Here is a 26,878-nt window from a genome sequence, read left to right on the forward strand (position 1 = left end):
CTGCAGGTACCCGGCCAGGGCGAGGACGCCCAGCCAGCCGGCGCCGACGACGGCGGTGAGGAGGGCGAGCCACTGCAGCACGTCGAGCACGGGGTGCCACCAGCTGCCCCGGCCGGCCCCGAGGTCGGTGGCGGCGATCGCCTGGTCCACGGCGCCGGGGAGGTCCTCGGCGTGCTCCCGGCCCGCGCGGCGGATGGCGGCGGCCCACGGCTCGGAGGCTCCCGTGCCGGCCGCGGCGGCCAGCGTGCGGACCGCGCCGTCGACGACGGCCCGCTGGGTGCCCGAGCGCTCGGGCAGGGAGGTGCGGTGCAGCGCGGGGTCGCGGGCGACCTCATCCCGGTCGCGGCGGGGGGCGGTGCTCGCGGGCATCAGGTGCAGGCGCCGCAGGGGGTCCGCGCGGAAGGAGTGCATCCAGCGCAGCACGGGCCAGCTGGTGCGCTTGGCCGAGCGCAGCCGGTACGAGCCCTCGACCGCCCGGACGACGGCCGGCACGCCGCCGGCCACGGCCAGCTCGCGCCCGAGCCGCTGCTCGTCCCCGGGCCCGACGCCGGCCGGCTCGCCCTCGCCCGAGGCGGCGGCGAGGTCCGCGGCGCGGGCCGCGACGTCCGCGCCCAGGCGCTCGGCGGCCGCGCCGCGCTGGGCGACGATCGCCGCGACCTGCCGGCCGACCTCCTCGAGGCCCTCCCCCGTGCGCGCGGACACGGGCAGCACGCGGACGTCACCGAGGCCGTGGCCCGAGAGCATCCGGCGCAGCGAGGCCAGCACGACGTCCCGGTCCCGCACCGAGAGCCGGTCCACCTGGTTGAGCAGCACGAGGGTCACGGCCGCGTGCGAGCCCATGGTCGCCAGGAACTCGCGGTGCAGCACGGCGTCCGCGTACTTCTCCGGGTCCACGACCCACACCAGCACGTCCACGTGGCCGGCCAGCCGGGAGGTGATCTCGCGGTTGCCCCGCTCGACCGAGTCGATGTCCGGCAGGTCCAGCAGGATCAGGCCGGTGGCGTCGGCGCCGTCACGGCGGCCGAGGCCGAGGAAGCCGGGGCGGCCGTCGTCGAGCACGGGCGCCTCGTCCAGCAGGTGGCGGCGGCGAACGCCGAGCCAGTCGAGCAGGGCGGCCGCGCCGCCGCCCTCGCCGGTGCCGTCGCCGTGCTCCGCGTCCGGGTCCAGCCCCTGCCCCCGGCCCACGCCCCAGACCGCGGCGAGCGGCTCGGACGTGGTGGGCCGGGTGGCGGCCACGCGGGCCAGGTCGCGGCCGGTGAGCGCGTTGAACAGGGAGGACTTGCCGGAGCCCGTCGCCCCGAAGAATCCGACCACGGTGTGCTCCGCGGAGAGTGCCTGGCGCTCCCCGGCCGCGCGCACGACGGCGTCGGCCCCGGCCACGACGTCCTCGGGCAGGCGGCCCGCGGCCAGCTCGGCGGCCTCGCCGAGGGCGTCCAGGCGGGGGGCCAGGGCGGGGGTGTCGCGGCGGCTCATCGGGACTCCTCCCCCGCCTCGGCGGCGGACGGGGCGTGCTCGGGTTCGGTCGGGCCGTCGACGCCGGCGGCCACCCCGCGGCGCAGCACCGGCACGAGGGCGCGCAGCTCCTCGGTGGCCTGCGGCTCGCGCTCGAGGTGGAGCAGCGGCAGGAAGCGGTCCGCGAGCACGGTCTCGAGGAAGGCCCGCACGCGGAGCTCGAGCAGCTCATCGGCCCGCCGGGCCATGCGGCGCACGGCGTCCTCGCCGAAGATCGACTCGAGCAGCTTCTGCCCGACGACGGCGGCGCCGCCGGCGATGCCGACCTCGATGCCCGCGAGTCCGCCGGTGGAGGCGAACGAGATGATCATGAGGGCCACGGCCGCGCCGTTCACGCCGGTGGCCGCCAGGCGGGCGCGCGTGCGCTTGCCCGCGCCCTCCTCCTGGATCAGCGCCAGCACGTCCGACTGCCAGTCCCGCACGACGTCGGCCGCCCGCGCCGACGCGTCCGGCGTCAGGGCACCCAGGTCGCGCCCGGCCACGAGGGCCCGGCCCGCCGGCTCGGACGCCCAGCGCCGCTCGATCTGCTCGGCGGCTGCGGCGGCCGCCTCGACCATCACGGCGTGCAGGCCGGTCTCCAGGGCGGTCTCGACCTCCTCGGGCGGTGCCGGGCGCCCGCGCACGAGGGCGCCGAGGCGGTCCCGCAGCCGGCCGATCGTGGTCTCGACGCCGCGGAAGAACTCCCCCGTGCCGACGAAGTCCTGCCAGCGGGAGAGCACCTCGCCGCGCAGCAGCGTGCCGTCCGAGGTGGCCTCGCGGACCCGGCCGACGGCCTGGTCCGTGGAGTCCCCCACGATCCGGGCGAGCAGGTCCGCGGCATGCCGCTGCTCCTCCTCGGCGCGGGCCAGGTCGGCGACGCGGGCGGCCAGCTGGCCCAGCACGCCGTCCACGGTCCGGCGGGCGACGGCGCCGCGCGCCTGGGCGTCGGCGGCGAGGGTCTCGAGCCAGGCGCGCAGGCCCGCGACGTGCTCCTGCGGGAGCAGGCCGCGCTCGTCGAAGCGGGTCTCGGGGATCACGTGGATCCGGGCGTCGGCGAGGCCGCGCTCGGTGAGCATGCGCCGCAGGTCCGGGGTGATGTCCTCCGCCGCGCCCTCGGGCACGCGGCCGAGCACGACGGCCACGGTGATGTCGCGGTCGGCGGCCTCGTCCAGCAGCTGCCAGGGCACGGCGTCGGCGTAGCGGTGCGCCGTCGTCGTGAAGATCCACAGGTCGGCGGCTTCGAGGAGCTGCCGGGCCAGCGCGCGGTTCTGGTCCGCCACGGAGTCGATGTCCGGGGCGTCCACGAGGGCGATGCCCGAGGGCAGTGCGGGCTCGGCCACGAGCGCGACCGTGTCCATCGCGGACTGGTCGGGTTCGACGGGGCCGGCGGCCGCGTCGCGGTGCACGCTGACGCGGGCGAGGTCGGGCAGCACCCGCGGGCCCGTGAACCAGTGGGTGTCGGCGGGGTTGTGCAGCAGCAGAGGCTGCCGCGTGGTGGGCCGCAGGGCGGAGGAGCGGGAGACCTCGTGGCCGACGAGCGCGTTCACCAGCGTGGACTTGCCCGCACCGGTGGAGCCGCCGACGACGGCCAGCAGCGGCGCGTCGAGCGAGTCGAGGCGGGGCAGCACGTAGTCATCGATCTGGTGCAGGGTGCGCTCTCGCTCGGCGCGGTCCTGCCCTGCGGTGACGGTCTCGAAGGGCAACTCGAGCGCGGCGAGGTGCTCGCGCACGCGGCGGACGGCCGTGTCGACGCCGAGGTCTGGGGCGTTCTGATCCGTGTGTGGCACGTGGGCCATCGTCTCACGGGCGCGCGCCGGCCGCCCATCCCGCCGGCCCGGCGGACGGAGACGACGGAAGCCCGGTCCGCAGGGACCGGGCTTCCTGTCACTCGGGTGACCCCAGCGGGATTTGAACCCGCGTTACCGCCGTGAGAGGGCGGCGTACTAGGCCGCTATACGATGGGGCCGAGCGCGCTGTCCGCGTGTGCGGAAGCGATGCCGTGGAGACCTTCTGCTGCGCCTGCGTCTCCTGTTCAGGCGACGGATGCGTTCATCCGCCCGTGCCGTTCCGGTCCGAGGACCGGGCGGCGACTGCGTGACCCCAGCGGGATTTGAACCCGCGTTACCGCCGTGAGAGGGCGGCGTACTAGGCCGCTATACGATGGGGCCGTGCGCCACGTCCGAGCGTCTCCGCCCGTGCGCGTTCACTGAGTCCGAAGACTCGCTGGGGTACCAGGACTCGAACCTAGAATGACGGTACCAGAAACCGTTGTGTTGCCAATTACACCATACCCCACTGTCGGTCAAGCATGCCTGACCGATGTGCATCATATTCATGAGCTCGGTGTTCCCGGATCTCTCCGGCAACGAGAAAGAACTCTACACCCTCCGGGCGGCACGTGCAAAATCGGCGGGTCAGGCCGCCAGCCAGGTCTGCAACCCGCCGATCGCCCGCATCCGCCAGCACGCGTGCTCCTCGTCCCAGAGCGGCTCCTCCGCCCCGCCGTGGGCGGGGGCGTCGGGGCTCATCCACACCGGGACGAGCCCCGCCGACCGGGCCCCCTCGACGTCGTGACGCAGACTGTCCCCCACCATGAGGGTGCGTCCCGGGTCCGTGCCCAGGCGGGAGCAGCCGGCCAGGAAGGGGGCCGGGTCCGGCTTCGGGGCCCCGGCCGTGTCCGAGCCGATCAGCACCTCGACCCACTCCAGACCGAGGGCGTCGGCCTTGCCGCGCTGGTAGGCCTCCACGTTGTTCGTGACGATCCCCACGCCACGGCCTGTTCCCCGCACCTCGGCGAGGACGTCGGCGGTCGCGGGGAACAGCGCCCAGTGCCCGCGCACGACCTCTTCGTAGTCGGTGGTCCACAGGCCGTCGAGCGGGGTCGCCGCGTCCTCGGGCACGCCGAGCGCGCGCAGGGCGTCGGCCACGCGGGCCAGCCGCTGCTCCTCGAACGTCAGCTCCCCGGCCACGTAGCGCCCGAAGTGGCCGCCGGCGTCGGACGCGAAGGCCTCGGTGGCCTCGGCCAGCACCGCCGGATCGACGTCGGCGGCCCCGGCCCACTGCCGGCGCACCGTCGCGTCGAACGCGGCGTGCTGGGCGGAGCGCAGATCCAGCAGCGTGTCGTCCAGGTCGAAGAGGACGGCGTCCCAGGCCGGCGGCGCGGGCGCGCCCGCGGACCCGTCGGCCGGCGTCGTGCTGGCGCCCCGGCTCATGCGTCGGTGGGCTGGTCCTGGTCCAGGCCCTGCTCCGCGGCGAAGCGGTCCAGGCGGGCGAGCGCGGAGTCCCGGCCCAGGATCTCGAGCGACTCGAAGAGCGGCGGGGACACCTTGCGGCCGGTCACCGCGACGCGCACGGGGCCGAACGCCTGGCGCGGCTTGAGGCCCAGGCCGTCGATGAGGGCGGCCCGCAGCGCCGCCTCGATGCGCTCGGTGGTGAACTCCTCCTCGGGCAGGGCGGCCAGCGCCTCCCGGGCCGCGGCGACGGCGGCGCCCAGGTCCGCCGGCATCCCCTTGAGGGCGCCCTCGGCCGTCCGGACGTCCCGGTCCGCCGTGAAGAGGAAGGCGAGCATCTCGACGGCCTCGCCGAGCAGCTGCACGCGCTCCTGCACGAGCGGGGCCGCGGCGGTGAGGACCTCCATCTCCCGCTCCGTCAGGTGCTCGCCCACGAGGCCGGCCGCGTGCAGGTAGGGCACGAGACGGTCACGGAAGTCGGCCACGTCGAGCATGCGCACGTGCGTGCCGTTGATCGCGATCGCCTTCTTCTCGTCGAAGCGGGCGGGGTTGGCCAGCACCTTGTGCACGTCGAAGTGCTCCACGAACTGCTGCGGGGTGAAGATGTCCTCGTCCGCGGAGAGGGACCAGCCCAGCAGGCCGAGGTAGTTCAGCAGGCCCTCCGGGATGAAGCCGTTGTCCCGGTGCAGGAACAGGTTGGCCTGCGGATCGCGCTTGGACAGCTTCTTGTTGCCCTCGCCCATCACGTAGGGCAGGTGGCCGAACACCGGCATGTACCGGGCGACGCCGATCGCGTACAGGGCGCGGTAGAGCGCGATCTGGCGCGGAGTGGACGAGAGCAGGTCCTCGCCGCGCAGCACGTGGGTGATGCCCATGAGCGCGTCGTCCACCGGGTTCACGAGGGTGTACAGCGGTGAGCCGTCCGCCCGGACCACCACGAAGTCCGGCACGGAGCCGGCCTTGAAGGTGATCTCCCCGCGCACCAGATCGGTGAAGGTGATGTCCTCGTCCGGCATGCGCAGCCGCCAGACCGGCGCGCGGCCCTCGGCCTCGAAGGCGGCGATCTGCTCGTCCGTGAGGTCGCGGTCGTGGCCGTCGTAGCCGAGCTTGGGGTCGCGGCCGGCGGCCCGGTGGCGGGCCTCGGTCTCCTCGGGGCTCGAGTAGGACGGGTAGATGTGTCCGCCGGCCTTGAGCTTCTCGATCACGTCCGCGTAGATCTGTCCGCGCTGGGACTGACGGTACGGCTCGTGCGGGCCGCCGACCTCGACGCCCTCGTCCCAGTCGATCCCGAGCCAGCGCATCGCCTCGAGCAGCTGCTGGTAGGACTCCTCCGAGTCGCGCTTGGCGTCCGTGTCCTCGATGCGGAACACGAGGGTGCCGCCGGTGTGCCGCGCCCAGCCCCAGTTGAACAGGACCGTGCGGATCAACCCCACGTGGGGGGTGCCGGTGGGCGAGGGGGCGAACCGTACGCGCACGGGGGTCTCGGCGTCCACCGGGCGGGTGCGGGGCGGGGCTCGGGTGGACGCGACATGGACACCATCTGAACACAGGGCGACGCGCGCACGGCCCCGCGGTGCCCGCCGGGCGTGGACGGGTCAGACGGAGAGGTCCACCTCGGCCGCACGGGCCGCGCCGATGGCCGCGGCCAGCGTGGCCGCGGTGTCCCCGGAGAGGGCCCCGTCCAGGGTCAGCACGGCCAGGGCGGCGCCCTCGTCGTCGCGCGAGACGTCCATGCCGGCGATGTTCACGCCCTGCACCCCGAGGGCCTGGCCCAGGACGCCGATCACGCCCGGGCGGTCCTGGTAGGCGAACACGAGCAGGTGGTCGGCCAGCGGCACCTCGAGCTCGTGCCGGTCCACACCGACGAGCTTCTGCACCTGGCGCGGGCCGGTGAGCGTGCCGGTGACGGCCGTCTGGGAGCCCTGCGCGGTCGCGGCGCGCACCGTGACGGTGTTGCGGTAGGACTCGGACACCGCGGTGGTGGTGAGGCGGCACTCGACGCCGCGCTGCTCGGCCAGCACGGGGGCGTTCACGTAGGAGACCTGGTCCGAGACGATGTCCGTGAACACGCCCTTCAGGGCGGCCAGGCGCATCGCGGAGACGTCGTGCTCGGCGATCTCACCGGCGATCTCCACCTCGACGGCCGTGATGGACTGCTCGCCCACCAGCGCGGTGAGCACGCGGCCCAGCTTCTCGGCCAGCGGCAGGCCGGGGCGCACGTCCTCGTGGATCGCGCCGCCGGCCACGTTCACGGCGTCCGGCACGAGCTCGCCGGAGAGGGCCAGGCGCACGGAGCCGGCGACGGCGACGCCCGCCTTCTCCTGGGCCTCGGCGGTCGAGGCGCCCAGGTGGGGGGTGACGACGGCGGAGTCGTGGGCGAAGAACGCCAGGTCCGTGGCCGGCTCGGAGCTGAAGACGTCGATGCCGGCGCCCCCGATGGTCCCGGCCTCGAGCGCGCGGGCGAGGGCGTCCTCGTCCACGAGGCCGCCGCGGGCCACGTTCACGATGATCGCGGTGTCCTTCATGCGGGCGAACTGCTCATCGCCGATCATGCCGACCGTCTCGGGAGTCTTGGGCATGTGGATCGTGACCACGTCGGCGCGCTCGAGCAGCTCGTCCAGCTCCACGAGGCTCGCGCCGAGCTGCTGCGCGCGGGCGGTGGTCACGTAGGGGTCGTAGGCGAGGATCTCCATGCCGAACGCCTTCATGCGCTCGGCCACGAGCGCGCCGATGCGGCCCAGGCCGATCACGCCCAGCCGCTTGCCGTACAGCTCGACGCCCGTGTACTTCGAACGCTTCCACTCCCCCGCCTTGAGCGAGCCGTGGGCGGCCGCGATGTTGCGGGCGGCGGCCAGGATGTGGCCGCAGGTGAGCTCGGCGGCGGAGATGATGTTCGACGTCGGCGCGTTGACGACCATGACGCCGGCCTCGGTGGCGGCGGGCACGTCCACGTTGTCCAGCCCGACGCCGGCGCGCGCGATGACCTTCAGCTGCGGCGCGGCGGCGATCGCCTCGGCGTCCATCTGGGTGGCCGAGCGGATCAGCACCGCGTCGACGTCGCGCAGGTCCTCGAGGAGGCGGGCGCGGTCGGCGCCGTCCGTGCGGCGGATCTCGAAGTCGGGGCCGAGGGCCTCGACGGTGGCGGGCGAGAGTTCCTCGGCGATCAGGACGACGGGCTGGGCTGCGCTCACGGGTGCTCCTGGAGGTGTGGTGCGGTGGGGTGGAAGGCGGGCCGGCCCGCGCTCCGGTTCGAGCCTAGACGCGTGACCGGGCCGTGGCCGGAATGCGACGCCGGCCCCGGGGCGCGATGCCCGGGGCCGGCGTCGGGGGCTCGGGCGGCTCAGCGGGCCGCCGTGCCCTCGGTGTAGTCGTCGTCCGCGTCCTTGAGCCAGGAGAACATCTGGCGCAGCTCGCGGCCGGTCTTCTCGATCGGGTGGGCCTCGCCCCGGGCGCGCAGCTCCTTGAACTCGGGCGCACCGGCCTTCTGGTCGTCCATGAAGCGCTTCGCGAAGGCGCCGGACTGGATGTCGGCGAGGACCGCCTTCATGTTCTCCTTTACGTCGGGGGTGATGACGCGGGGGCCGGAGACGTAGTCGCCGTACTCCGCGGTGTCGGAGATGGACCAGCGCTGCTTGGCGATGCCGCCCTCGACCATGAGGTCGACGATGAGCTTCAGCTCGTGCAGCACCTCGAAGTAGGCGATCTCGGGCTGGTAGCCGGCCTCGGTGAGGGTCTCGAAGCCGTACTGCACGAGCTGGGAGGCGCCGCCGCAGAGCACGGCCTGCTCGCCGAACAGGTCGGTCTCGGTCTCCTCGGTGAAGGTCGTCTCGATGACGCCGGCGCGGGTGCCGCCCACGGCCTTGGCGTAGGACAGGGCGAGGGCGTGGGCCTGGCCGGAGGCGTCCTTCTCGACGGCGATCAGCGCGGGCACGCCGCGGCCGGCCTCGAACTCGCGGCGCACCACGTGGCCCGGGCCCTTGGGGGCGACCAGGGCGACGTCGACGCCCTCGGGGGCCTGGATGTAGCCGAAGCGCACGTTGAAGCCGTGCGCGAAGAACAGGGCGTCGCCCTCCTGCAGGTTGCCGGCGATGTGCTGGTCGTACACGTCGGCCTGGACCTGGTCCGGGGTGAGGATCATGATCAGGTCGGCCTCGGCGGCGGCGGTGGCGACGTCGACGACGCGCAGGCCCTCGGCCTCGGCCTTGGCGCGGGACTTGGAGCCCTCGGCGAGGCCGATGCGCACGTCCACGCCGGAGTCGCGCAGCGACAGGGCGTGGGCGTGGCCCTGGGAGCCGTAGCCGATGACGGCCACGGTGCGGCCCTGGATGATCGACAGGTCGGCGTCGTCGTCGTAGAACTTCTTCACGGTCATGCTGTTCTCCTCACGGGATGGGTGGATCGGGACGGTCAGCGGGCCAGGGCGCGGTCGGTCATGGACCGCGGCCCCCGGGCGAGGGCGAGGGTGCCCGAGCGGACGAGCTCGCGCACACCGTAGGGCTCCATCATCTCGAGGAAGGCCTCGAGCTTGTCACGGGTGCCGGTGGCCTCGAGGGTCAGGGACTCCGGGGCCACGTCGACGACGTGGGCGCGGAACAGGTCGGCCGCCTGGACGACCTGGCCGCGGGTGGCCGCATCGGCGCGCACCTTCACGAGCAGGTGGTCGCGCTGAACGGAGGAGTCGGGCGTGAGCTCGACGACCTTGATCACGTTGATCAGCTTGTTCAGCTGCTTGGTGACCTGCTCGAGCAGGTCCGTGTCGGCGTCGACGACCACGGTGATCCGGGACAGGCCCTCGACCTCCGTGACGCCCACGGCCAGCGAGTGGATGTTGAACGCGCGCCGGGCGAAGAGGCCGGCCACGCGGGTCAGGGTGCCGGGCACGTCCTCGACGAGCACGGACAGGGTGTGGCGTTCCATCGGTTGCCCTCCTCAGTCTTCCTGGTCCCAGTCGGGCGTCATGTCCCGGGCCACCTGGATCGCGTCGTTGCTGACCCCCGCGGGGACCATCGGCCAGACCATGGCGTCACGGGAGACCACGAAGTCCACGATCACGGGGCGGTCGTCGATGGCGAGGGCCTGGCGGATGGTGTCGTCCAGGTCCTCCCGGCGGTCGCAGCGCAGGCCCGCGGCGCCGTAGGCGTCGGCGAGCTTGACGAAGTCCGGCACCCGGGCGGTGTCGTGGCCCGTGTTCAGGTCCGTGTTCGAGTAGCGCCCGTCGTAGAACAGGGTCTGCCACTGGCGCACCATGCCCAGCGAGGAGTTGTTGATCACCGCGATCTTGATGGGGATGCGGTTGATCACGCACGTGGCGAGCTCCTGGTTGGTCATCTGGAAGCAGCCGTCGCCGTCGATGGCCCAGACCACGCGGTCGGGCTCGCCCACCTGCGCCCCCATCGCGGCGGGGACGGCGAAGCCCATCGTCCCGAGGCCGGCCGAGTTGAGCCACTGGCGCGGGCGCTCGTAGGCGACGAACTGGCTGGCCCACATCTGGTGCTGGCCGACGCCGGCCACGTAGGTGGCCTCGGGGCCGGACAGGGCCGACAGACGCGAGATCACCTCCTGGGGCGCGAGGAGGCCGTCCTCGGTCTCGGTCCAGCCCATCGGGTAGGTCTCCTGCAGGCGCCGCAGCACCGCCCACCAGTCGGCGAGGTCGGGCAGCGCCTCGGTGTCCGTCGCGAGCTCGGCCACCAGGTCCGGGATGATCTCCTTGACGTGGCCGACGATCGGCACGTCCGCGGTGCGGTTCTTGGAGATCTCGGCCGGGTCGATGTCCGCGTGGATCACGCGGGCGCCGGGGGCGAACGAGGGCAGGTGACCGGTCACGCGGTCGTCGAAGCGGGCGCCGAGCGTGATCAGCAGGTCGGCCTGCTGGAGCGCGGCCACGGCGGGGACGCCGCCGTGCATGCCCGGCATGCCCAGGTGCTGGGGGTGCGAGTCGGGGAAGACGCCGCGGGCGGTGAGGGTGGTGACCACCGGGGCGCCCGTGAGCTCGGCGAGGGCGCGCAGCTCCTCATGGGCCTCGCCGCGGGCCACGCCGCCGCCCACGTACAGCACGGGGCGCCGGGCCTCGCGGATCAGCCGAGCGGCCTCGCGGATCTGCCGGGGGTGGCCGCGCAGGACGGGGCGGTAGCCGGGCAGGTCGATCCGGGGCGGCCACGCGAACTCGAACTCGCCCTGCTGGGCGTCCTTGGTGACGTCCACGAGCACGGGCCCGGGCCGGCCCGTGGCGGCGATGTGGAACGCCTCGGCGAGGGCCTGGGGGACGTCCTCGGGCCGGGTCACGAGCCGGGAGTGCTTGGTGATGGGCATCGTGATGCCCACGATGTCCGCCTCCTGGAAGGCGTCCGTGCCGATCGCGGCGGAGGAGACCTGGCCGGTGATGAACACGACCGCCTGGGAGTCCATGTGGGCGTCCGCGATGGCGGTCACCAGGTTGGTGGCGCCGGGACCGGAGGTGGCGATGGCCACGCCGACCTTGCCGGTGGCCAGGTGGTAGCCCTGCGCCGCGTGACCGGCACCCTGCTCGTGGCGCACCAGGATGTGGCGGATCCGATCGGAGTCCATGAGCGGGTCGTAGGTCGGCAGGATGGCACCGCCGGGCAGCCCGAACACGTCCGTGACCCCCAGCTCCTCCAGGGAGCGGATGATGCCCTCGGAACCGGTCATCCGGGTCGGCTCGACGCGGGAGCCCTCGCCGGGCACCCGCGGCTCGACGATCTCGGGCCGGGGGGCCGGACGGCGCTCCTGGACCCGGGCGGTCTCCGTCGGGCGGGAGGCCGGCGTCGGGACCTGCGGGACCGCCGCGCGGGCGTCGCGGGGGGTCGTGCTCATGGGGTCACCTCACTGCGTTCGTCGCTGCGTGTCCGTCGCGGGGGCGTCGGACGGTCGTCGTTCGGATCCGTCGGGCGTCGGGGACCGTGGCCGCGTCGATGACGGATCGGGCCGGCGTGGCGGAGTCTGAGGTGGGGACACGGGCCGCCGGGTCCTTCGGGGGTGGTCTCAGTATCGACAGCCGTGCGCCCCGCCCGCCATCGACCACCCGCCTGTCTCGCAATGTGAGATAAAGCGTCACATCGTGAGACGACCGGGCGGTCGGGATCGGATCCCGGGCCTGAGCCCACCCTAGTCAGCCGCCGCGGGGGCGGCCGCCTCCACCCACGCTCCGTGACGGAGCACCCCGCGCACCTCGAGCTCCGGGCCGAGGACGACGGCGTCCGCTCGGCTCCCGACTCGGAGCCGGCCGACGTCGGGGAGCCCCAGGGCGTCCGCGGGCGCGGCCGTCGCCGCCCGCAGCGCGGCGTCGAGGTCGACCCCGGCGGCGACGGCGGAGCGCACCGAGCCGGCGACCGTGGCCGTGGACCCGGCGATGGCCCCGGCGGCCCCGTCTGCGCCGACCACCCGCGCGACGCCGTCGTGGACCCGGACCCGCAGCGGCCCGAGGGGGAACTCGCCGTCGCCGCAGCCGGCGGCGGCCATCGCGTCCGAGACGAGGATCCACCGCTCCCCGGCCTCCCGGGCGACCCGCCGCACCGTGGCCGCATGCAGGTGGACGCCGTCCACGATGGTCTCGATCCCCACGCGCGGGTCCTCCAGCAGGGCGACGGCGGGCCCGGGCTCACGGTGGTGGGCGGGCCGGCACGCGTTGTGCAGGTGGGTGGCCATCCGCGCGCCCGCCTCGATCGCCGCGCGCGTGACCTCGTAGGACGCGTCGGTGTGGCCGATCGCGACGAGGACGCCCGCCGCCCGCAGCGTCCGCACCGCGTCGAGGGCGCCCGGCAGCTCGGGGGCCAGCGTCACCATCGCGAGGCTGCCCGCGCCGGCCTCGACGAGGCGCGCGACGTCGTCGGGGGCCGGGGCGCGCAGGGACGCGGCCCGGTGCGCGCCGCGGTGCAGGGGCGAGAGCCAGGGACCCTCGAGGTGCACGCCGGCCAGCACCCCCTCCGCGCACAGGGGCGTCAGGGCCGTCAGCTGCGCCGCGAGCGCGTCGACCTCGTCCGTGACGAGGGAGGCCACCACCGTGGTCGTGCCCGCACGGGCGTGGGCCGCGGCCGCCGCGCGTGCCGCGGCCGCGCTGGACTCGACGGCGTGTCCGCCGCCGCCGTGGCAGTGCACGTCCACGCAGCCGGGAGCGAGGAGGGCGTCGCCGAGGTCGTGGACGGGGCCGTGGGTGCGCGGCGGGTCCCCGCCCCCGACGGCCACCACCCGGCCCTCGGCCAGGGCGATCCAGCCGGGGCCGCCGAGGCGCTCACCGTCATGGACGCGGTCCGCGCACAGCACCGACGGGGACGCGGCGGCCGGCGACGCCTGCTCGGCGCGCGGCCGGTGAGGGACCGAGGCGGGCACGGATGCACCTTCCGGGGTGGGCGGGTCGATGGACGAGGGGCGCTCAGAGGCCCTGCCAGGACGGCTTGGCCTCCCACATGTGGCGGTACTCCCCCGCGAGCTCGAGTCGCCCGGCGGCGGCCTCGTCCACGAGGACGGTCACATGCGGGTGCAGCTGCAGGGCCGTGACCGGCCAGCGCGCGCTCACGGGGCCCTCCACGAGCTGCCGCACCGCCTCGGCCTTTCCCTCGCCCCGGGCCAGCAGGACCAGGTGCCGGGCGTCGAGGATCGTGCCGACGCCCTGGGTGAGGCAGTGGGTCGGCACCTGGTCGAGGTCGCCGTCGAAGAAGCGGGCGTTGTCCCGCCGGGTCTGCTCGGCGAGCACCTTGATGCGCGTGCGGGAGGCGAGGGAGGAGCCGGGCTCGTTGAACGCGATGTGCCCGTCCGTGCCCACGCCGAGCAGCTGCACGTCCACGCCGCCGGCCTCACGCAGCGCCTCCTCGTAGGCGGCGCAGGCGCCCGGGACGTCCGCCGCCCCGCCGTCCGGACCGTGCACGGCCTCCGGGGCGATGTCCGTGCGCGCGACGAACTCCCGCTCGATCACGGTGCGGTAGGACTCGGGGTGTCCCGCGGGCAGGCCGACGTACTCGTCCAGCAGGAACGCGCGGCAGGAGCGCAGGGACAGCTCCCCGTCCCGGACCCGGCGGGCGAGCTCGTCGTAGACGGGCAGCGGCGAGGAGCCGGTGGCCAGCCCCAGGACGGCCTCGGGACGGGCCGCCACGTGGGCGGCCACCGCGTCCGCGCCGTGCCGGCCCAGGGCGGCGGCGTCGGGCAGGATGACGACCTCCATCAGCGCGCCTCCCGCCCGGGACGAGGCGCGGGTCCCCCGGCCCGGGCGTCGATCGCGTGCATGCTCATCCTCTGCTCGTCTCGGCGTGCAGGCCGACCGGGCCTCAGCCCAGGTAGGCACCCTCGGCGGCGGAGTGCACCAGCTTGGCGTACTTGCCCAGCACGCCCGTGGTGAACTTCGGCTCCACCGGCTCCCAGGACTCGCGGCGGGCGGCGAGCTCGGCCTCGTCCACGAGCAGGTCCATGGTGCGTCCGGCGATGTCCACGCGGATGCGGTCGCCGTCCTGCACCAGGCCGATCGGCCCTCCCTCGGCGGCCTCGGGGGCGATGTGGCCGATGCACAGGCCGGTGGTGCCGCCGGAGAAGCGCCCGTCGGTGATCAACAGGACGTCCTTGCCCAGGCCCGCACCCTTGATGGCGCCGGTGATCGCGAGCATCTCGCGCATGCCCGGACCGCCCTTCGGCCCCTCATAGCGGATGACCACGACGTCGCCGGCGGCGATGGTCCCGTCCTCGAGGGCGTCCATGGCGGCGCGCTCACGGTCGAAGACACGCGCGGTGCCCTCGAAGACGTCCGCATCGAAGCCGGCGGACTTCACGACGGCGCCCTCCGGGGCCAGCGAGCCGTGGAGGATCGCGATGCCGCCGTTGGGGTGCATCGCGTCGTCCATGGTCCGGATGACCTTGCCGTCCACCGGGTCCGGATCGAGCGCGGCCAGGTTCTCGGCGAGCGTCTTGCCCGTGACGGTGAGGGTGTCCCCGTGCAGCAGGCCCTCGTCCAGCAGGGCCTTCATGACCACCGGGACGCCGCCGATGCGGTCCACGTCCGTCATGACGTACTGGCCGAACGGCTTGAGGTCGGCGATGTGCGGGGTGCGGTCAGCGATGCGGTTGAAGTCGGACAGCTGCAGGTCCACGCCCGCCTCCCGGGCGATGGCGAGCAGGTGCAGCACGGCGTTGGTGGAGCCGCCGAACGCCATGGTCACGGCGATCGCGTTCTCGAACGCGGGCTTGGTCATGATGTCCCGGGCCGTGATGCCCTGGCGGAGCATGTTCACCACGGCCTCGCCGGAGCGGCGCGCGAAGGCGTCACGGCGGCGGTCCGCGGAGGGGGCGGCGGCGGAACCGGGCAGGGACATGCCGAGGGCCTCGCCGATGGAGGCCATGGTGTTGGCGGTGTACATGCCGCCGCAGGCGCCCTCGCCCGGGGCGATGGACTTCTCGATGCGGAGTAGGTCCTCCTCGGACATGAGACCGCGGGCGCAGGCGCCGACCGCCTCGAAGGCGTCGATGATGGTCACCTGCCTCTCGGTGCCGTCGGTCAGGCGGGCCACGCCCGGCATGATCGAGCCTGCGTAGACGAACACGGACGCCAGGTCCAGGCGGGCGGCGGCCATGAGCATGCCCGGCAGCGACTTGTCGCAGCCGGCGAGCAGGACGGAGCCGTCCAGGCGCTCGGCCATCATCACGGTCTCCACCGAGTCGGCGATCACCTCGCGGGAGACGAGGGAGAAGTGCATGCCCTCGTGGCCCATGGAGATGCCGTCCGAGACGGAGACCGTGCCGAACTCCAGCGGATATCCACCGGCGGCGTGGACGCCGTCCTTCGAGGCCTGGGCGAGGCGGTCCAGGGAGAGGTTGCAGGGGGTGATCTCGTTCCAGGACGAGGCGATGCCGATCTGCGGCTTGCCGAAGTCCTCGTCCCCCATGCCGACCGCGCGGAGCATGCCGCGGGCGGCGGTGCGCTCCATCCCGTCGGTGACGTCGCGCGAGCGCGGCTTGATGTCGGGGGCGGTGGACGGGGTGCTGGGAGTCGACGCGGCGGAGTCCATGCCGCGGAGTCTAGTGAGCACGGCGCCACCGGGCCGACGCGACGTCCCCGTGTGACGGGTGCCGCGGCATGACACGTGCGGACGGGTCCGCGTACGTTGGGGCCATGGACACGCCCACCCTGCACAGACGGCTGCGCCGCGTCTTCGATGCGCGCGTGTTCAACCACGGCGACTACAACGTCGTCTACGGCCAGCCCTCGGGCTCCTCCTCCCCCCTCGTGATCGGCTACCGCCACCAGCCGCTCGAGATGCTGCTGTGCCCGTTCGACCCCACCTCCACCCCGGACGACCACGACCGCCGCGCGCCGGGCGTGGCCGAGGACGATCCGCACGGCCCGGTGACCGAGGCCTCCGCGGACCGCGCCGACGTCGTCGAGGTGGGCCTGGCCAACGTGGCCACCGTGGCGGACACGGGCAGCGGCTATCAGGTGGAGACCGTCACGGGCTTCCGGACGTGGTTCGACGTCCCGGAGCACACGCGGGTGCCGGTGGGCGACCTCACGGAGGACGGCACCGCGGAGCTCGACCAGGCCGAGGACGCCACCGACTTCCACGCCTTCATGACCGCCTTCATGGACGAGCTGGACCGCCTCTACGCGACCCCGGAGCCGGACACGACGGACGTCACGCCCCCCGATTTGCACGGCGTCTGAAACCCCTGCTAGGGTTTCACCTCGTTGCACGGCGCACCGGAGAGATCCGAGAGGCGGTGCGGCACCTGCACCTCTAGCTCAACCGGTAGAGCATCTGACTCTTAATCAGCAGGTTCCGGGTTCGAGTCCCGGGGGGTGCACCACACGAAGCGAAGGCCCCGTATCCACGGAGACGGGGCCTTCGTCGTCCCCGCTCCCCGCCCGGGCCCACCGTAGGCTGGGGCCCATGACCGACACGACCCAGCACCGCCTCCAGCCCGGCGACACGGCGCCCGCGTTCACCCTCCAGGACCAGGAGGGCCGGCCCGTCTCGCTGCGCGACAGCGCGGGCAAGCACACGATCGTCTACTTCTACCCGGCCGCGTCCACGCCCGGCTGCACCACGCAGGCCTGCGACTTCCGGGACAGCCTCGCCTCCCTCACCGCGGCCGGCTACGTCGTCCTGGGGATCTCCCCCGACCCGATCGGCAAGATCATCCGGTTCGCCGAGCAGGAGGGCCTGACGTTCCCCCTGCTCTCGGACGAGGACCACGCGGTGGCCGAGGCCTACGGCGCCTGGGGCGAGAAGAAGAACTACGGGCGGACCTTCGAGGGTCTGATCCGCTCCACGATCGTCGTCGGCCCGGACGGGAAGGTCACCCACGCGCAGTACAACGTGAAGGCGACCGGCCACGTGGCGCGACTGCGCCGCACCCTCGGCCTCGACGAGGCCTGATCCGCGCCCGCCGCGCCCGGGCACCGCACGGTAGGATCGGGCCTCGCCCCGTGCGCGGGGTGTGCGCGGGCGTGGCGGAATTGGTAGACGCGCTGGATTTAGGTTCCAGTGTCCTGGACGTGGGGGTTCGAGTCCCCCCGCCCGCACTCCCCGGGCCCGCCCGATCCCGATGTCACCTGCCAGAGGAGGCCGCCATGCAGCCCACTCGCCGCGCCTTCCTCGGCGGGGGCCTGGGTCTGCTCGGCCTGGGCGTGGCCGGCTGCACGACGTCGCCCGCGGCGCCGTCCACCGCCGCCCCGACCTCCTCGGGACCGGGCCGGCTGCTCGTGGTCGGCGCCCCGGCGCGGGCGCTGACGCGGGATCCGGCCCGCGCACTGGACGTCGAGTCCTTCCGTCTGATCCGCCAGGTCTTCGAGACGCTGCTCGGTGTGGACCCGGACACCGGCGCCCCCACGCCCCGCCTCGCCGAACGGCACGAGGAGTCCGACGGCGGCCGCCTCCACACGTTCCACCTGGTCTCCGGGGTGGTGTTCGACGACGGCGAGCCGTGCGACGCCGCCGCCGTGGTCGCGAACATCGAGCGGTGGGCCGCCGCCCCTGCGCCCGTGGACGGGACCGTCGCCCCGCCCTCCACGTTCGTCTCGGCCTTCGGCGGATACGCCGGGGACGCGGACTCCGCCTTCGCCGGCGTCGAGGCCCGCGGAGAGCTCGAGGTGCGGCTGCGCCTGCACTCCCCCCGCCGTCACCTCGCGGCCGCGCTGGCCTCGCCGGCCTTCGCGATCTCCTCGCCGGCCTCGTGGGACCGCACGGTCGACGTGGACGGCTCCGAGGTCACCACCCCCGCCGGCACCGGCCCCTACCGCTGGGCCGACGCCGCGGAGACCGCCGAGCTCACGCGCGCCCACCCGGGTGCCTCGGGCGCGACGATCCTGGTCCCCAGCCCCCGCCACCGCGGCTCCGATCCGGCGGCGTACCCGGTGGCCGTGCAGGCGTGGGGTCGGGCCTCCGTGCGCCTGCGGGAGCTGCGGCGCGGCACGGCGGACGTGATCGACGTCGTCGCCCCCGGCCAGCTGCGCCCCCTCGTCGAGGCCGGCACCCAGGTGCTGCCCCGGGACCCCCTGGGCGTGCTCTACGTGGGCATGAACCTGGACCATCCACTCGTGCGCGCGCAGTACCTGCGCCAGGCGATCGCGTACGCGGTGGACCGCCCGCGCATCGCCGGCAGCGACGTCTTCCTCGAGGGCACCCGCCTGGCCCACGACCTCGTCCCCCCGTCCCTCGGCGTCGGCGACGAGGAGGCGCGGCGCTACGACGTCAACCCGGGCCGGGCCCGCGAGTTCCTCCACCTGGCGGGATACGACGGGGAGCCGTTGGAGTTCCTCTACCCGGCCGGCACGGCCCGCCCCTCCCTGCCCGAGCCGGAGCGGGTCTACGCGATGGTCGCCCGCGACCTCGGCGCGGTGGGGATGCACATCGTGCCCGTGCCCGTGCCGGAGGACCAGGACTACCTGCACGCCGTCGTCTCCCGACCCACCCGAGCCCTGCACCTGATGGGCCGCACCGGCGACTACCGCGACCCGCACGCGTTCCTCGAGCCCTTCGCGCGCTCGGGCCGCGCCGAGACCGGCTACCGCAACCCGCGCGTCGTCGAGGACGTGGACGCGGCCGCGGCCGAGACCGACGACGACGCGCGCCGCGCCCTGTTCCGCCGCGTCGTCCGGGCCATGGCCCTCGACCTGCCGGCGCTGCCGCTGGTCTATCCGATCTCGGCCCTGGCCACCGGCCCGCGCGTGGCCTCCTACCCGACGTCGCCGCAGCTGGACGAGCCCTTCTCGCACGTCAGGCTGACCGAAGGCTGAACGCACCGGTAGTACAGTGGGGGATCACGGCGCCCGGCCCGACCGCCTCTGCTCGGCCTGGTCGCACTGCGCCCACCCGCCGTCGTTCTGCTTCAGGAGTTGACCGTGCCCACCACCTCGTCCACCGCCACCCACGACGTCGTCCTGATCGGCGGCGGCATCATGAGCGCCACCCTGGGCGTGCTGCTGCAGAAGCTCGAGCCCACCTGGTCCATCGCCCTGTACGAGAGCCTCGACCAGGCCGGCCTGGAGTCCTCCGACCCGTGGAACAACGCGGGCACCGGCCACGCCGCCCTGTGCGAGCTGAACTACTCGCCCATGGACAAGAACGGCCGGGTGGACGTCACCAAGGCGCTGGGCATCAACGAGCAGTTCTGGACCACCCGCCAGTTCTGGTCCTCCCTGGTGGCGGACGGCACGCTCAAGGACCCCAAGTCCTTCATCAACCCGCTGCCGCACATGTCCTTCGTGTGGGGCGACGACCACGCGGACTACCTCCGCACCCGCTACGAGGCCATGTCCGCCCAGCCGCTGTTCGCCGGCATGGAGCACAGCGAGGACCCGGAGCAGATCCGCGCCTGGGCCCCGCTGCTGATCGAGGGCCGTGAGTCGGGCCAGCGCCTGGCGGCGTCCCGCAACACGGGCGGCACCGACGTCGACTTCGGCTCCCTCACCCGCCAGCTCATCACGGCCATGGCCGGCGCCGGCGCCGAGGTGCGCTTCGGCCACAAGGTCACGGGCCTCACCCGCGGCACGGACGGCCGCTGGGAGGTCAAGGTCAAGAACAAGGCCGCCGGCTCCGAGCTCGTGGACCGCGCCCGCTTCGTCTTCGTCGGTGCCGGCGGCGGCGCCCTGCCCCTGCTGCAGAAGTCCGGCATCCCCGAGGCCAAGGGCTTCGGCGGCTTCCCTGTCTCCGGCCAGTTCCTGCGCTGCACGGACGAGTCCGTGGTCAACCAGCACATGGCCAAGGTGTACGGCCAGGCCGCCGTCGGCGCCCCGCCGATGTCCGTGCCCCACCTGGACACCCGCTTCGTCAACGGCAAGCGCTCCCTGCTGTTCGGCCCCTACGCCGGGTTCTCCACGAACTTCCTCAAGACCGGCTCCTACCTGGACCTGCCGCTGTCCGTGCGCCCGCACAACCTCAGCACGATGCTGGACGTGGCCAAGGACAACATGGACCTGACCAAGTATCTCGTGACCGAGGTGCTGAAGTCCCGGGACAAGAAGATCGACGCGCTGCACGAGTTCTACCCGGAGGCCGACGGCGGCGAGTGGGAGCTGATCACCGCGGGCCAGCGCGTGCAGGTGATGAAGCGCAAGGGCCGCTTCGGCGGCGTCCTGCAGTTCGGCACCGAGGTCGTCACCCACGCGGACGGCTCGCTCGGCGGCCTGCTCGGCGCCTCGCCGGGCGCCTCCACCGCGGCCCCCATCATGGTGAAGCTGCTCGAGCGCTGCTTCCCCGCGAAGATGGCCGGCTGGGACGGCACGCTCAAGGAGCTCATCCCGTCCCTGGGCCACACGCTCAACGACGACCCGGCGCTGCTGGACGAGGTCCGCACCGCCACGGACGCCGCACTGAAGCTGGCCTGACGCCGCGATGGGAGCGCTCGCACGGTTCTCGCTCGGCCGGCGGGCGCTCGTGGCGCTCGTCACCGTGTTCATCGCGGTGTTCGGCGTCCTCTCCGCCGGCCAGCTCAAGCGGGAGCTGATCCCCCCGCTCGAGCTGCCCGTCATCTCCGTGTCGACGCTCTACCCGGGGGCGTCCCCCGAGGTCGTGGACGCGCAGGTGGGCGAGCCCCTCGAGACGGCCCTGCAGGCCGTGGAGGGGCTCGAATCCTCGCGGTCCACGTCGCAGTCCGGCTTCAACGCGGTCCAGCTGGAGTTCGCCTACGGCACAGACCTGAACCGGGCCCGGTCCCAGGTGGACCGCGTGGTCGCCAACCTGGGGCCGCAGCTGCCGGAGGAGGCGGAGACCTCGTCCTTCGCGGGCTCCGTCTCCGACTTCCCGGTGGTCTTCCTCGCCCTGTCCGGGGACGAGGACCTCAACACCCTGCGCCGCCGCGCCGAGGACGTCCTGGCCCCGCGGCTGCAGAAGATCGACGGCGTCCGGGGCGCCGACGTCCTCGGCGGCACGGACGAGAACGTCTCCGTGGTCCCGGACCCGGCCGCGCTCGCCGCCGCCGGGCTGACCACCTCCGACATCACCGACGCACTCGAGGAGAACGCCGGCCTCTTCCCCGTCGGCCAGGTCACCGAGGGCGCGACCACCTATCCCGTCCAGGCGGGCGCCGCCGTCGAGGACCTCGAGGGCCTGCGCGGGATCGTCGTCGCTCCCTCCGGTGACGGCGAACCGCGCACCCTGGACGAGGTCGCCGACGTCACCCTCGTGGCCGCGGCCCCCACGTCCCTGACCCGCACCGACGGGGTGCCGACGCTGTCCGTCTCCGTGACCGCGACCCCGGACGCCGACCTCGTGGCGGTCTCGCAGGCCGTGCGCGACGCCCTGCCGGAGCTGGCGTCCCTGGTCGGCGGCGGCGCGGACCTGACCGTGGTGTTCGACCAGGCCCCGTTCATCCAGCAGTCCATCGACACGCTGTTCCAGGAGGGCCTGCTGGGCCTGGCGTTCGCCGTGCTGGTGATCGCCGTGTTCCTGCTCTCGGTGCGCTCCACCCTCGTCACCGCCGTGTCCATTCCGCTGTCCCTGCTGGCCGCCCTCATCGGGGTCGCGGCCTTCGGCTACTCCCTCAACACGCTGACGCTCGGGGCGCTGACGATCTCGATCGGCCGGGTCGTGGACGACGCGATCGTGGTGGTGGAGAACATCCGCCGGCACCTCGGCCTGGGCGCCGACCGGCGCACCGCGATCCTGGACGGCACGCGCGAGGTCGCCACCGCGATCACCGCCTCCACCCTGGTCTCCGTGGCCGTGTTCCTGCCCATCGCCTTCGTGGGCGGCCTGGCCGGCGAGCTGTTCCGGCCCTTCGCCGTGACCGCCACGGTCGCCCTGCTGGCCTCCCTCGTCGTCGCCCTGACGATCGTGCCGGTGCTGTGCTGGTGGTTCCTGCGCTCCCCGCGGCGCGGGGCCGAGACCACGGCCGCGCCCGCCGTCCCCGGCGACCGGCCCGTGGCGGCCGGCGGATGGCTCACCCGGGCCTACCGCCCGGTGCTGCGCTGGACACAGCGGCACACCGTGGTCACCCTCGCCGCCGCCCTGGCGCTGCTGGCCGGCACGGCCGCGCTGGTCCCGCTGATCCCCACGAACCTCCTGGGCGACTCGGGACAGAATTCGTTCGTCGTCACGGCGGAGCAGGAGCCGGGGGCGTCGCTGGAGACGACGGCCGCCGCCGCCGAGCGCATCGAGCAGGTGCTGCTGGACACCGACGGCGTCGAAACCGTCCAGTGGACGGCCGGCACTGCCGCCGGTCCGATGGGGGCCTTCGGCGGCTCCTCGGCGGACCGGGCGCGGTTCACGGTGGTGACCGACCCGGATGCGGACCAGGTGGCCCTCCAGGACGGGGTGCGCGCCGAGCTCACGGGTCTCGACGGCGTGGGCGACGTGTCCGTCTCCACACAGCAGGGGCCGAGCGGCGGCCAGGACATCGAGGTGGCCGTCTCCGCCCCCGACCCGCAGGCCCTCACCGCGGCCGCCGATCAGGTCGCCAAGGCGCTGCGGCCCGTCGAGGGTGCCCGCGAGGTGACGACGCCGGCCTCGGACCTGCGCCCGACGTTCCAGGTGGACGTGGACACCGTCGCCGCCGCCCGGCTCGGCCTGACCGAGGAGGCGGTGGCCGGCCAGGCCGCCGCCGCCCTGCAGGCCGTGCCCGTGGGCGACGTCCGCTTCGGGTTCGAGAGCTTCGCGGTGCAGCTGGGTGACCCGGAGCCGGTCGAGTCCCTCGACGCCCTGCGCCAGGTGCCCGTGGAGACGGCCGAGGGGCCCGTGCCGCTGGGGGACCTCGCCGAGGTCTCGCGGATGTCCGTACCTGCCCGGGTGACGTCCTCGAACGGCGAGCGGACCGCCGTCGTCACGGTGACCCCGGACGACGAGGACCTCGGGGCCGTCTCACGCCGGGTCACGCAGGCCGTGGCGGAGCTGGACCTGCCCGAGGGCGTCACCGCGGCCGTGGGCGGCGCGGCGGAGCAGCAGGCGCAGACGTTCCGGGACCTCGGACTGGCGCTGCTGGCCGCCGTGGCGACCGTGTACGTCGTGATGGTGGCGACGTTCAACTCGCTGCGCCAGCCGCTCGTGCTGCTCGTGTCGATCCCCTTCGCCGCCACGGGCGTGTTCCTGGCGCTGCTGGCCACCGGCACGCCGCTGGGACTGTCCACGATGATCGGGCTGCTCATGCTGGTGGGCATCGTGGTGACGAACGCGATCGTGCTGATCGACCTGATCAACCAGTACCGCCGCGACCGCGGCATGACCTTGGACGAGGCGATCGAGGTGGGCGCGCTCAACCGCGTGCGCCCGGTGGTGATGACGGCCCTGGCCACCATCCTGGCCATGACCCCGATGGCCCTGGGCATCACGGGGCACGCGGGGTTCATCTCCCAGCCCCTCGCGGTGGCCGTGGTGGGCGGCCTGGTGTCCTCCACCCTGCTCACGCTCGTGCTCGTGCCCGTGCTGTACCGGCTCACCGAGGTCCGCGGGGAGCGCCGCCTGCAGGAGGAGCGTCGCGTCGCGGCCGAGCAGGAGGCGCAGCGCGTCGCGGCCGAGCGTGCGGCCGAGCAGGAGCGCCGGGCGGAGCAGGAGCGCCGGGCGGAGGACCGTTGGGCGGCCCCGTCCGAGCTCGACGCCGGACGCCTCGGCCGACTCCGGCAGCGCCTCCGCCGGCGGTGGCGCCGGGCCTGACCTCACGCGTGGCGCGGGCCGGGGCGGCGGGGCGCACCCCCGTCGCTCAGGCGCCGTCGTGCACCGCGAGGCTCGAGCCGCGCCGGTCCTTGCGCACCTCGAGGCGCACGCCGATCTCCTGCCTCATCCGTTCGACGTGGGAGACGAGGCCCACGGTCCGGCCACCGGTCCGCAGGGTGTCCACGACGTCCAGGACGTCGTCGAGGGTGTCCGCGTCGAGCGAGCCGAAGCCCTCGTCCACGAAGAGCGTGTCCAGTTCGATGCCGCCGGCTTCGGCCTGCACGGTGTCCGCGAGCCCCAGGGCGAGGGCGAGGGAGGCCATGAAGGTCTCGCCGCCCGAGAGCGTGGCCGGGTGGCGGGTCTCGTCCACGTAGTGGTCCCGGATGACGAGTTCGAGGCCCTTGTTCCCGCGCCCGCCCACGGCGTCGGAGTACTCGATCGAATACCGCTGGTCCGTCATGGCGAGCAGACGCTCGGTGGCCGCGGCGGCGACCTCCTCGAGCCGCCCGGCGAGGACGTAGCTCGTCAGGGGCATCTTGAGCAGGTTCTCCCCGCCGCCGCGGACGAGGTCGAGCAGCCCCCGCACCCGCGTGTGCTCGGCGATGAGCCCGGCGGACCGCTCCAGGACCTCGGTCAGGGCGGCCGACTGGCGGCGCACCGTGGCGACGAGTGCATCGAGTCGCCCGACCGCCGTCGCCCGGGACGAGCTCGCGGCCTCGGCCGCGGCGAGCGCCTCGGCGGCGGCGCGGGTCTGCTCCTCGGTCGGCGGCTCGACGCCCGCCTCGGCGAGGGCGCGGCCCCGGCGGACGGGCTCGCTCGCCTCGAGCTCGGCGAGGCGGGCCCGTTCGGCGTGCCACTCCTGCACGGCGGCCGTGCGCGCGGCGGCCTCCGTCTCCTCGAGGCGGGCCGCGCGCGCCGCGTCGACGTCGTCGAAGTGCTGTTCGGCCAGCGCGGCGGTGAGCGCCTGGTCGGTCTCGTCGGCGACCGCCCGGGCGCGCGCGTCCTCGTCCTGCGCCGCAGCGAGGGCGGCCAGGACCCGGCGTGCGGCGGTGACCTGGTCGCGGCGGGCGTCGAGGGTCTCGGCGTCACCGCGGGCGGCCTCGACGGCGTCCCGCAGCTCGGTCAGCCGGGCGGCACGGTGGGCGGCGGCCTCGGCGAGCCGACCGTCCTCGGCCGCGAGCGCGGCGGCGGTCTCGTCGGCCCCGGCGAGCGTCTTCTCGGCGGCGGTCAGCCGACGGCGGTCCGCGGCGAGGTCCTTCGCCGCCTGGTCCAGCGCGGCCCGTTCGGCCTCGGCGCGCTCGAGCGCCTCTCGCGCGGCCTCGGGTGCGAGCCCGGCGGCGGCCTCGCGCGCCGTGCGGAGGGTCTGCTCGGCGGCGCGCAGGGCGGTCTCGGCGTCGGTCGCGGCCCGGTCGGCCGCGGTCCGGGCCTGCTCGGCGTCCCGCACGTCCGCCTCGGTCACCGTGGTGTCCGCGGTGGCGGCCGGGGCCGGGTGCTCGGGCGAGCCGCACACGGCGCACGGCTCGCCGGGCACGAGCCGCTCCGCCAGTTCGGAGGCGGCCTGCTCGTACCGGGCACGCAGCAGACCGACGTGCCGTTCGGCGGCCTCGCGTCGCCGCTCCTGTGCCTCCCGGTGGGCCCGGGCCGCGGTCTCTGCCTCGACGGCGCGGGCGGCCGCGGCCTCGGCGGCCGTGCGGCGAGCGGCGGCCTCGGACACGGCGCGGTCCACGGCCTCCCGGGCGCCGAGACGCTCGGTGCCGCGTTCGACGGCCGCGCGGTGTGCCGCGACGGCCGCCTCACGCTCGGGGCGGGACTCGACCAGGGCGGCGCGGTCGCGGCCGATCTCGGCCCGACGCTCCGCCGCGGCGGCCGCCTCCTGCTCCAGCTCGCCCATCCGGGCACGGTCCTGGACGGCGCGTGCCACCGCCTCCGCGGCGCGCTCGGCCTCCCCCAGCGCCTGGCGGGAGGCGGGCGCGTCGGCGGCCCCGTCCGCCCGGGCGGCGGCGAGCCACGCCGCCGCGGTCGGCTCGTCCTCGACGTGCGCCAGGGCCTCCGTCACCGTCTCCGACGCGGTGCCGGCGGCGTCCGCCGCCGCGGTGGCCCGCTGGGCGGCCGCGAGCACCCGCCCGGCGCGCTCATGGGCGTCGACGGCGCGGCGCCGCGCCGCGGCGGTCTCGGCCTCGGCGTCGTGGTCGCGTCGACGGCTCGCCCACGCCTCGGCCGCGGCCAGGTCCCGCCCGCGGGTCTCCAGCTCACGCGCCGTCACCCGGGCCCGCTGCTCCGCGGCGCGGGCCGTGGCGAGGTCGGCCCGCGCGTCCTCGTGGGCGCGACCTGCGCGCTCGGCGGCGAGGGCGAGCAGCCGGTCGTCCGTGTCCGGTGACGGCTCCGGCGCATGCCAGTCCGGGCCGAGCGCCTCGTGGAGCGCCTCGGCCAGCTGTGCCCGCGCGGTCCGGGCCACGTCCGCGTCCACGGCCACCGCGGTGTCCAGCCGGGCCGTCTCGACGCGCAGGTGCTCCTCGACGCCGTCGAAGCGCTGCGTGCCGAAGAGCCGCCGCAGCAGGACGCGGCGCTCATCCGACTTCGCGGTGAGGAACTGGGCGAACTGTCCCTGAGGCAGCAGGACCACCTGCATGAACTGCTCGGCGTCCAGGTGCAGGACGGCCGCGACCTGCTGGCCGACCTCGTCCGCCCGGGTGAGCGGCGCCGTCCATTCCCCGGCCACGCGTTCCCGCAGGGAGACCGTGGCCTGCGTGGTGACGGTGGCGCCGCCCGCCGCGCTGCGTCTCCGGCGGGGCCGCTCGTGCTTGGGCGAGCGGACCACCTCGAAGCGCCGGCCCTGCACGGTGAACTCGACCTGCACCTCGGGGATCACCGCGCCGGGCTCGCGCAGCGTGGTCACGAGCGACTCGGCCGACCGTCCGCCCGGCACGGTCCCGTAGAGGGCGAAGCACAGCGCGGCCAGCACCGTGGACTTGCCCGCGCCGGTGGGCCCGTCCAGCAGGAACAGGCCGCCCGCGTTGAGCCGGTCAAAGTCGACGTCCTGCGCCTGGGCGTAGGGCCCGAGCCCCTCCAGGCGCATCC

The 26,878-nt window shown here is 74.5% G+C and carries 17 protein-coding genes and 5 tRNA genes; 7 read left to right on the top strand and 15 right to left on the bottom strand.

Annotated features, from left to right (window positions below; genetic code table 11):
- From J1M38_RS08315 to ilvD, 14 genes are all read right to left on the bottom strand, one after another.
- A partial coding sequence (locus tag J1M38_RS08315; protein ID WP_206501222.1) for a GTPase occupies window positions 1-1,473 on the bottom strand: 1,473 nt, incomplete at its 3' end.
- Window positions 1,470-3,278 carry a dynamin family protein gene (locus tag J1M38_RS08320; protein WP_122054206.1) on the bottom strand — a complete coding sequence of 603 codons (1,809 nt, stop codon included), beginning with the start codon at window positions 3,276-3,278 and terminating at the stop codon, window positions 1,470-1,472. The genes J1M38_RS08320 and J1M38_RS08315, both read right to left, overlap by 4 nt.
- 106 nt (window positions 3,279-3,384) lie before the next feature.
- A tRNA-Glu gene (locus tag J1M38_RS08325) sits at window positions 3,385-3,457 on the bottom strand.
- Between the two features lie 129 nt (window positions 3,458-3,586).
- Window positions 3,587-3,659 (bottom strand) — tRNA-Glu (locus tag J1M38_RS08330).
- A 55-nt stretch (window positions 3,660-3,714) separates the two neighbouring features.
- A tRNA-Gln gene (locus tag J1M38_RS08335) sits at window positions 3,715-3,786 on the bottom strand.
- A 119-nt stretch (window positions 3,787-3,905) separates the two neighbouring features.
- Complete coding sequence (locus J1M38_RS08340; RefSeq protein WP_122054204.1) at window positions 3,906-4,703, bottom strand: HAD family hydrolase; 798 nt, start codon at window positions 4,701-4,703, stop codon at window positions 3,906-3,908.
- Complete coding sequence (gene gltX, locus J1M38_RS08345; RefSeq protein WP_206501223.1) at window positions 4,700-6,214, bottom strand: glutamate--tRNA ligase; 1,515 nt, start codon at window positions 6,212-6,214, stop codon at window positions 4,700-4,702. The genes J1M38_RS08340 and gltX overlap by 4 nt, the downstream gene beginning before the upstream one ends.
- 102 nt (window positions 6,215-6,316) lie before the next feature.
- Entirely contained in the window at window positions 6,317-7,912 is a 1,596-nt protein-coding gene (serA, locus tag J1M38_RS08350; protein ID WP_002854199.1) for a phosphoglycerate dehydrogenase, read from the bottom strand.
- 149 nt (window positions 7,913-8,061) lie between these two features.
- A complete protein-coding gene (ilvC, locus tag J1M38_RS08355) occupies window positions 8,062-9,093 on the bottom strand; it encodes a ketol-acid reductoisomerase (protein ID WP_065573668.1) in 1,032 nt (343 codons plus the stop codon).
- A gap of 35 nt (window positions 9,094-9,128) precedes the next feature.
- Complete coding sequence (ilvN, locus tag J1M38_RS08360; protein WP_002854209.1) at window positions 9,129-9,638, bottom strand: acetolactate synthase small subunit; 510 nt, start codon at window positions 9,636-9,638, stop codon at window positions 9,129-9,131.
- 12 nt (window positions 9,639-9,650) lie between these two features.
- Entirely contained in the window at window positions 9,651-11,552 is a 1,902-nt protein-coding gene (locus J1M38_RS08365) for an acetolactate synthase large subunit (protein WP_206481328.1), read from the bottom strand.
- A gap of 291 nt (window positions 11,553-11,843) precedes the next feature.
- Window positions 11,844-13,064: an amidohydrolase family protein gene (locus J1M38_RS08370; RefSeq protein WP_206481329.1), complete on the bottom strand. Its 1,221-nt coding sequence runs from the start codon at window positions 13,062-13,064 to the stop codon at window positions 11,844-11,846.
- Between the two features lie 43 nt (window positions 13,065-13,107).
- Complete coding sequence (gene nagB, locus J1M38_RS08375; RefSeq protein ID WP_063190340.1) at window positions 13,108-13,893, bottom strand: glucosamine-6-phosphate deaminase; 786 nt, start codon at window positions 13,891-13,893, stop codon at window positions 13,108-13,110.
- 103 nt (window positions 13,894-13,996) lie between these two features.
- The gene (ilvD, locus tag J1M38_RS08380) at window positions 13,997-15,724 is read right to left on the bottom strand and encodes a dihydroxy-acid dehydratase (RefSeq protein WP_206481330.1); all 1,728 of its coding nucleotides are present in this window, start codon (window positions 15,722-15,724) and stop codon (window positions 13,997-13,999) included.
- Between the two features lie 104 nt (window positions 15,725-15,828).
- Between ilvD and J1M38_RS08385 the strand changes: the two genes are divergently transcribed.
- The 7 genes from J1M38_RS08385 to J1M38_RS08415 all read left to right on the top strand — a co-directional run bounded on the left by J1M38_RS08385 (window position 15,829) and on the right by J1M38_RS08415 (window position 23,800).
- A complete protein-coding gene (locus J1M38_RS08385; protein WP_206481331.1) occupies window positions 15,829-16,377 on the top strand; it encodes a hypothetical protein in 549 nt (182 codons plus the stop codon).
- Window positions 16,378-16,444: 67 nt separating this feature from the next.
- Window positions 16,445-16,520, top strand: a tRNA-Lys gene (locus J1M38_RS08390).
- Window positions 16,521-16,603: 83 nt separating this feature from the next.
- Window positions 16,604-17,092, top strand: a complete 489-nt coding sequence (gene bcp, locus J1M38_RS08395) for a thioredoxin-dependent thiol peroxidase (RefSeq protein WP_010078986.1) — start codon at window positions 16,604-16,606, stop codon at window positions 17,090-17,092.
- Between the two features lie 65 nt (window positions 17,093-17,157).
- Window positions 17,158-17,238 (top strand) — tRNA-Leu (locus J1M38_RS08400).
- Window positions 17,239-17,286: 48 nt separating this feature from the next.
- On the top strand, window positions 17,287-18,951 hold the full coding sequence (locus J1M38_RS08405) for an ABC transporter substrate-binding protein (protein ID WP_206481332.1): 1,665 nt from the start codon (window positions 17,287-17,289) through the stop codon (window positions 18,949-18,951).
- 99 nt (window positions 18,952-19,050) lie between these two features.
- Window positions 19,051-20,541 carry a malate:quinone oxidoreductase gene (locus J1M38_RS08410; RefSeq protein ID WP_225941337.1) on the top strand — a complete coding sequence of 497 codons (1,491 nt, stop codon included), beginning with the start codon at window positions 19,051-19,053 and terminating at the stop codon, window positions 20,539-20,541.
- A 7-nt stretch (window positions 20,542-20,548) separates the two neighbouring features.
- On the top strand, window positions 20,549-23,800 hold the full coding sequence (locus tag J1M38_RS08415) for an efflux RND transporter permease subunit (protein WP_206481333.1): 3,252 nt from the start codon (window positions 20,549-20,551) through the stop codon (window positions 23,798-23,800).
- 46 nt (window positions 23,801-23,846) lie between these two features.
- Here the strand turns inward: J1M38_RS08415 and J1M38_RS08420 are convergent, their stop codons facing one another.
- Entirely contained in the window at window positions 23,847-26,876 is a 3,030-nt protein-coding gene (locus J1M38_RS08420; protein ID WP_166437382.1) for an AAA family ATPase, read from the bottom strand.
- Between the last annotated feature and the right edge of the window lie 2 nt (window positions 26,877-26,878).

The sequence above is a fragment of the Micrococcus sp. KRD070 genome (genome assembly GCF_017168435.1).
GTDB lineage: Bacteria > Actinomycetota > Actinomycetes > Actinomycetales > Micrococcaceae > Micrococcus > Micrococcus luteus.

Excerpts from the sequence above, each read along its gene's own strand:
- J1M38_RS08340 (WP_122054204.1), bottom strand. The coding sequence starts at position 4,703 with ATGAGCCGGGGCGCCAGCACGACGCCGGCCGACGGGTCCGCGGGCGCG.
- ilvC (WP_065573668.1), bottom strand. The coding sequence starts at position 9,093 with ATGACCGTGAAGAAGTTCTACGACGACGACGCCGACCTGTCGATCATC.
- ilvN (WP_002854209.1), bottom strand. The coding sequence starts at position 9,638 with ATGGAACGCCACACCCTGTCCGTGCTCGTCGAGGACGTGCCCGGCACC.
- J1M38_RS08365 (WP_206481328.1), bottom strand. The coding sequence starts at position 11,552 with ATGAGCACGACCCCCCGCGACGCCCGCGCGGCGGTCCCGCAGGTCCCG.
- nagB (WP_063190340.1), bottom strand. The coding sequence starts at position 13,893 with ATGGAGGTCGTCATCCTGCCCGACGCCGCCGCCCTGGGCCGGCACGGC.
- ilvD (WP_206481330.1), bottom strand. The coding sequence starts at position 15,724 with ATGGACTCCGCCGCGTCGACTCCCAGCACCCCGTCCACCGCCCCCGAC.
- J1M38_RS08385 (WP_206481331.1), top strand. The coding sequence starts at position 15,829 with ATGGACACGCCCACCCTGCACAGACGGCTGCGCCGCGTCTTCGATGCG.
- bcp (WP_010078986.1), top strand. The coding sequence starts at position 16,604 with ATGACCGACACGACCCAGCACCGCCTCCAGCCCGGCGACACGGCGCCC.
- J1M38_RS08405 (WP_206481332.1), top strand. The coding sequence starts at position 17,287 with ATGCAGCCCACTCGCCGCGCCTTCCTCGGCGGGGGCCTGGGTCTGCTC.
- J1M38_RS08415 (WP_206481333.1), top strand. The coding sequence starts at position 20,549 with ATGGGAGCGCTCGCACGGTTCTCGCTCGGCCGGCGGGCGCTCGTGGCG.
- J1M38_RS08420 (WP_166437382.1), bottom strand. The coding sequence starts at position 26,876 with ATGCGCCTGGAGGGGCTCGGGCCCTACGCCCAGGCGCAGGACGTCGAC.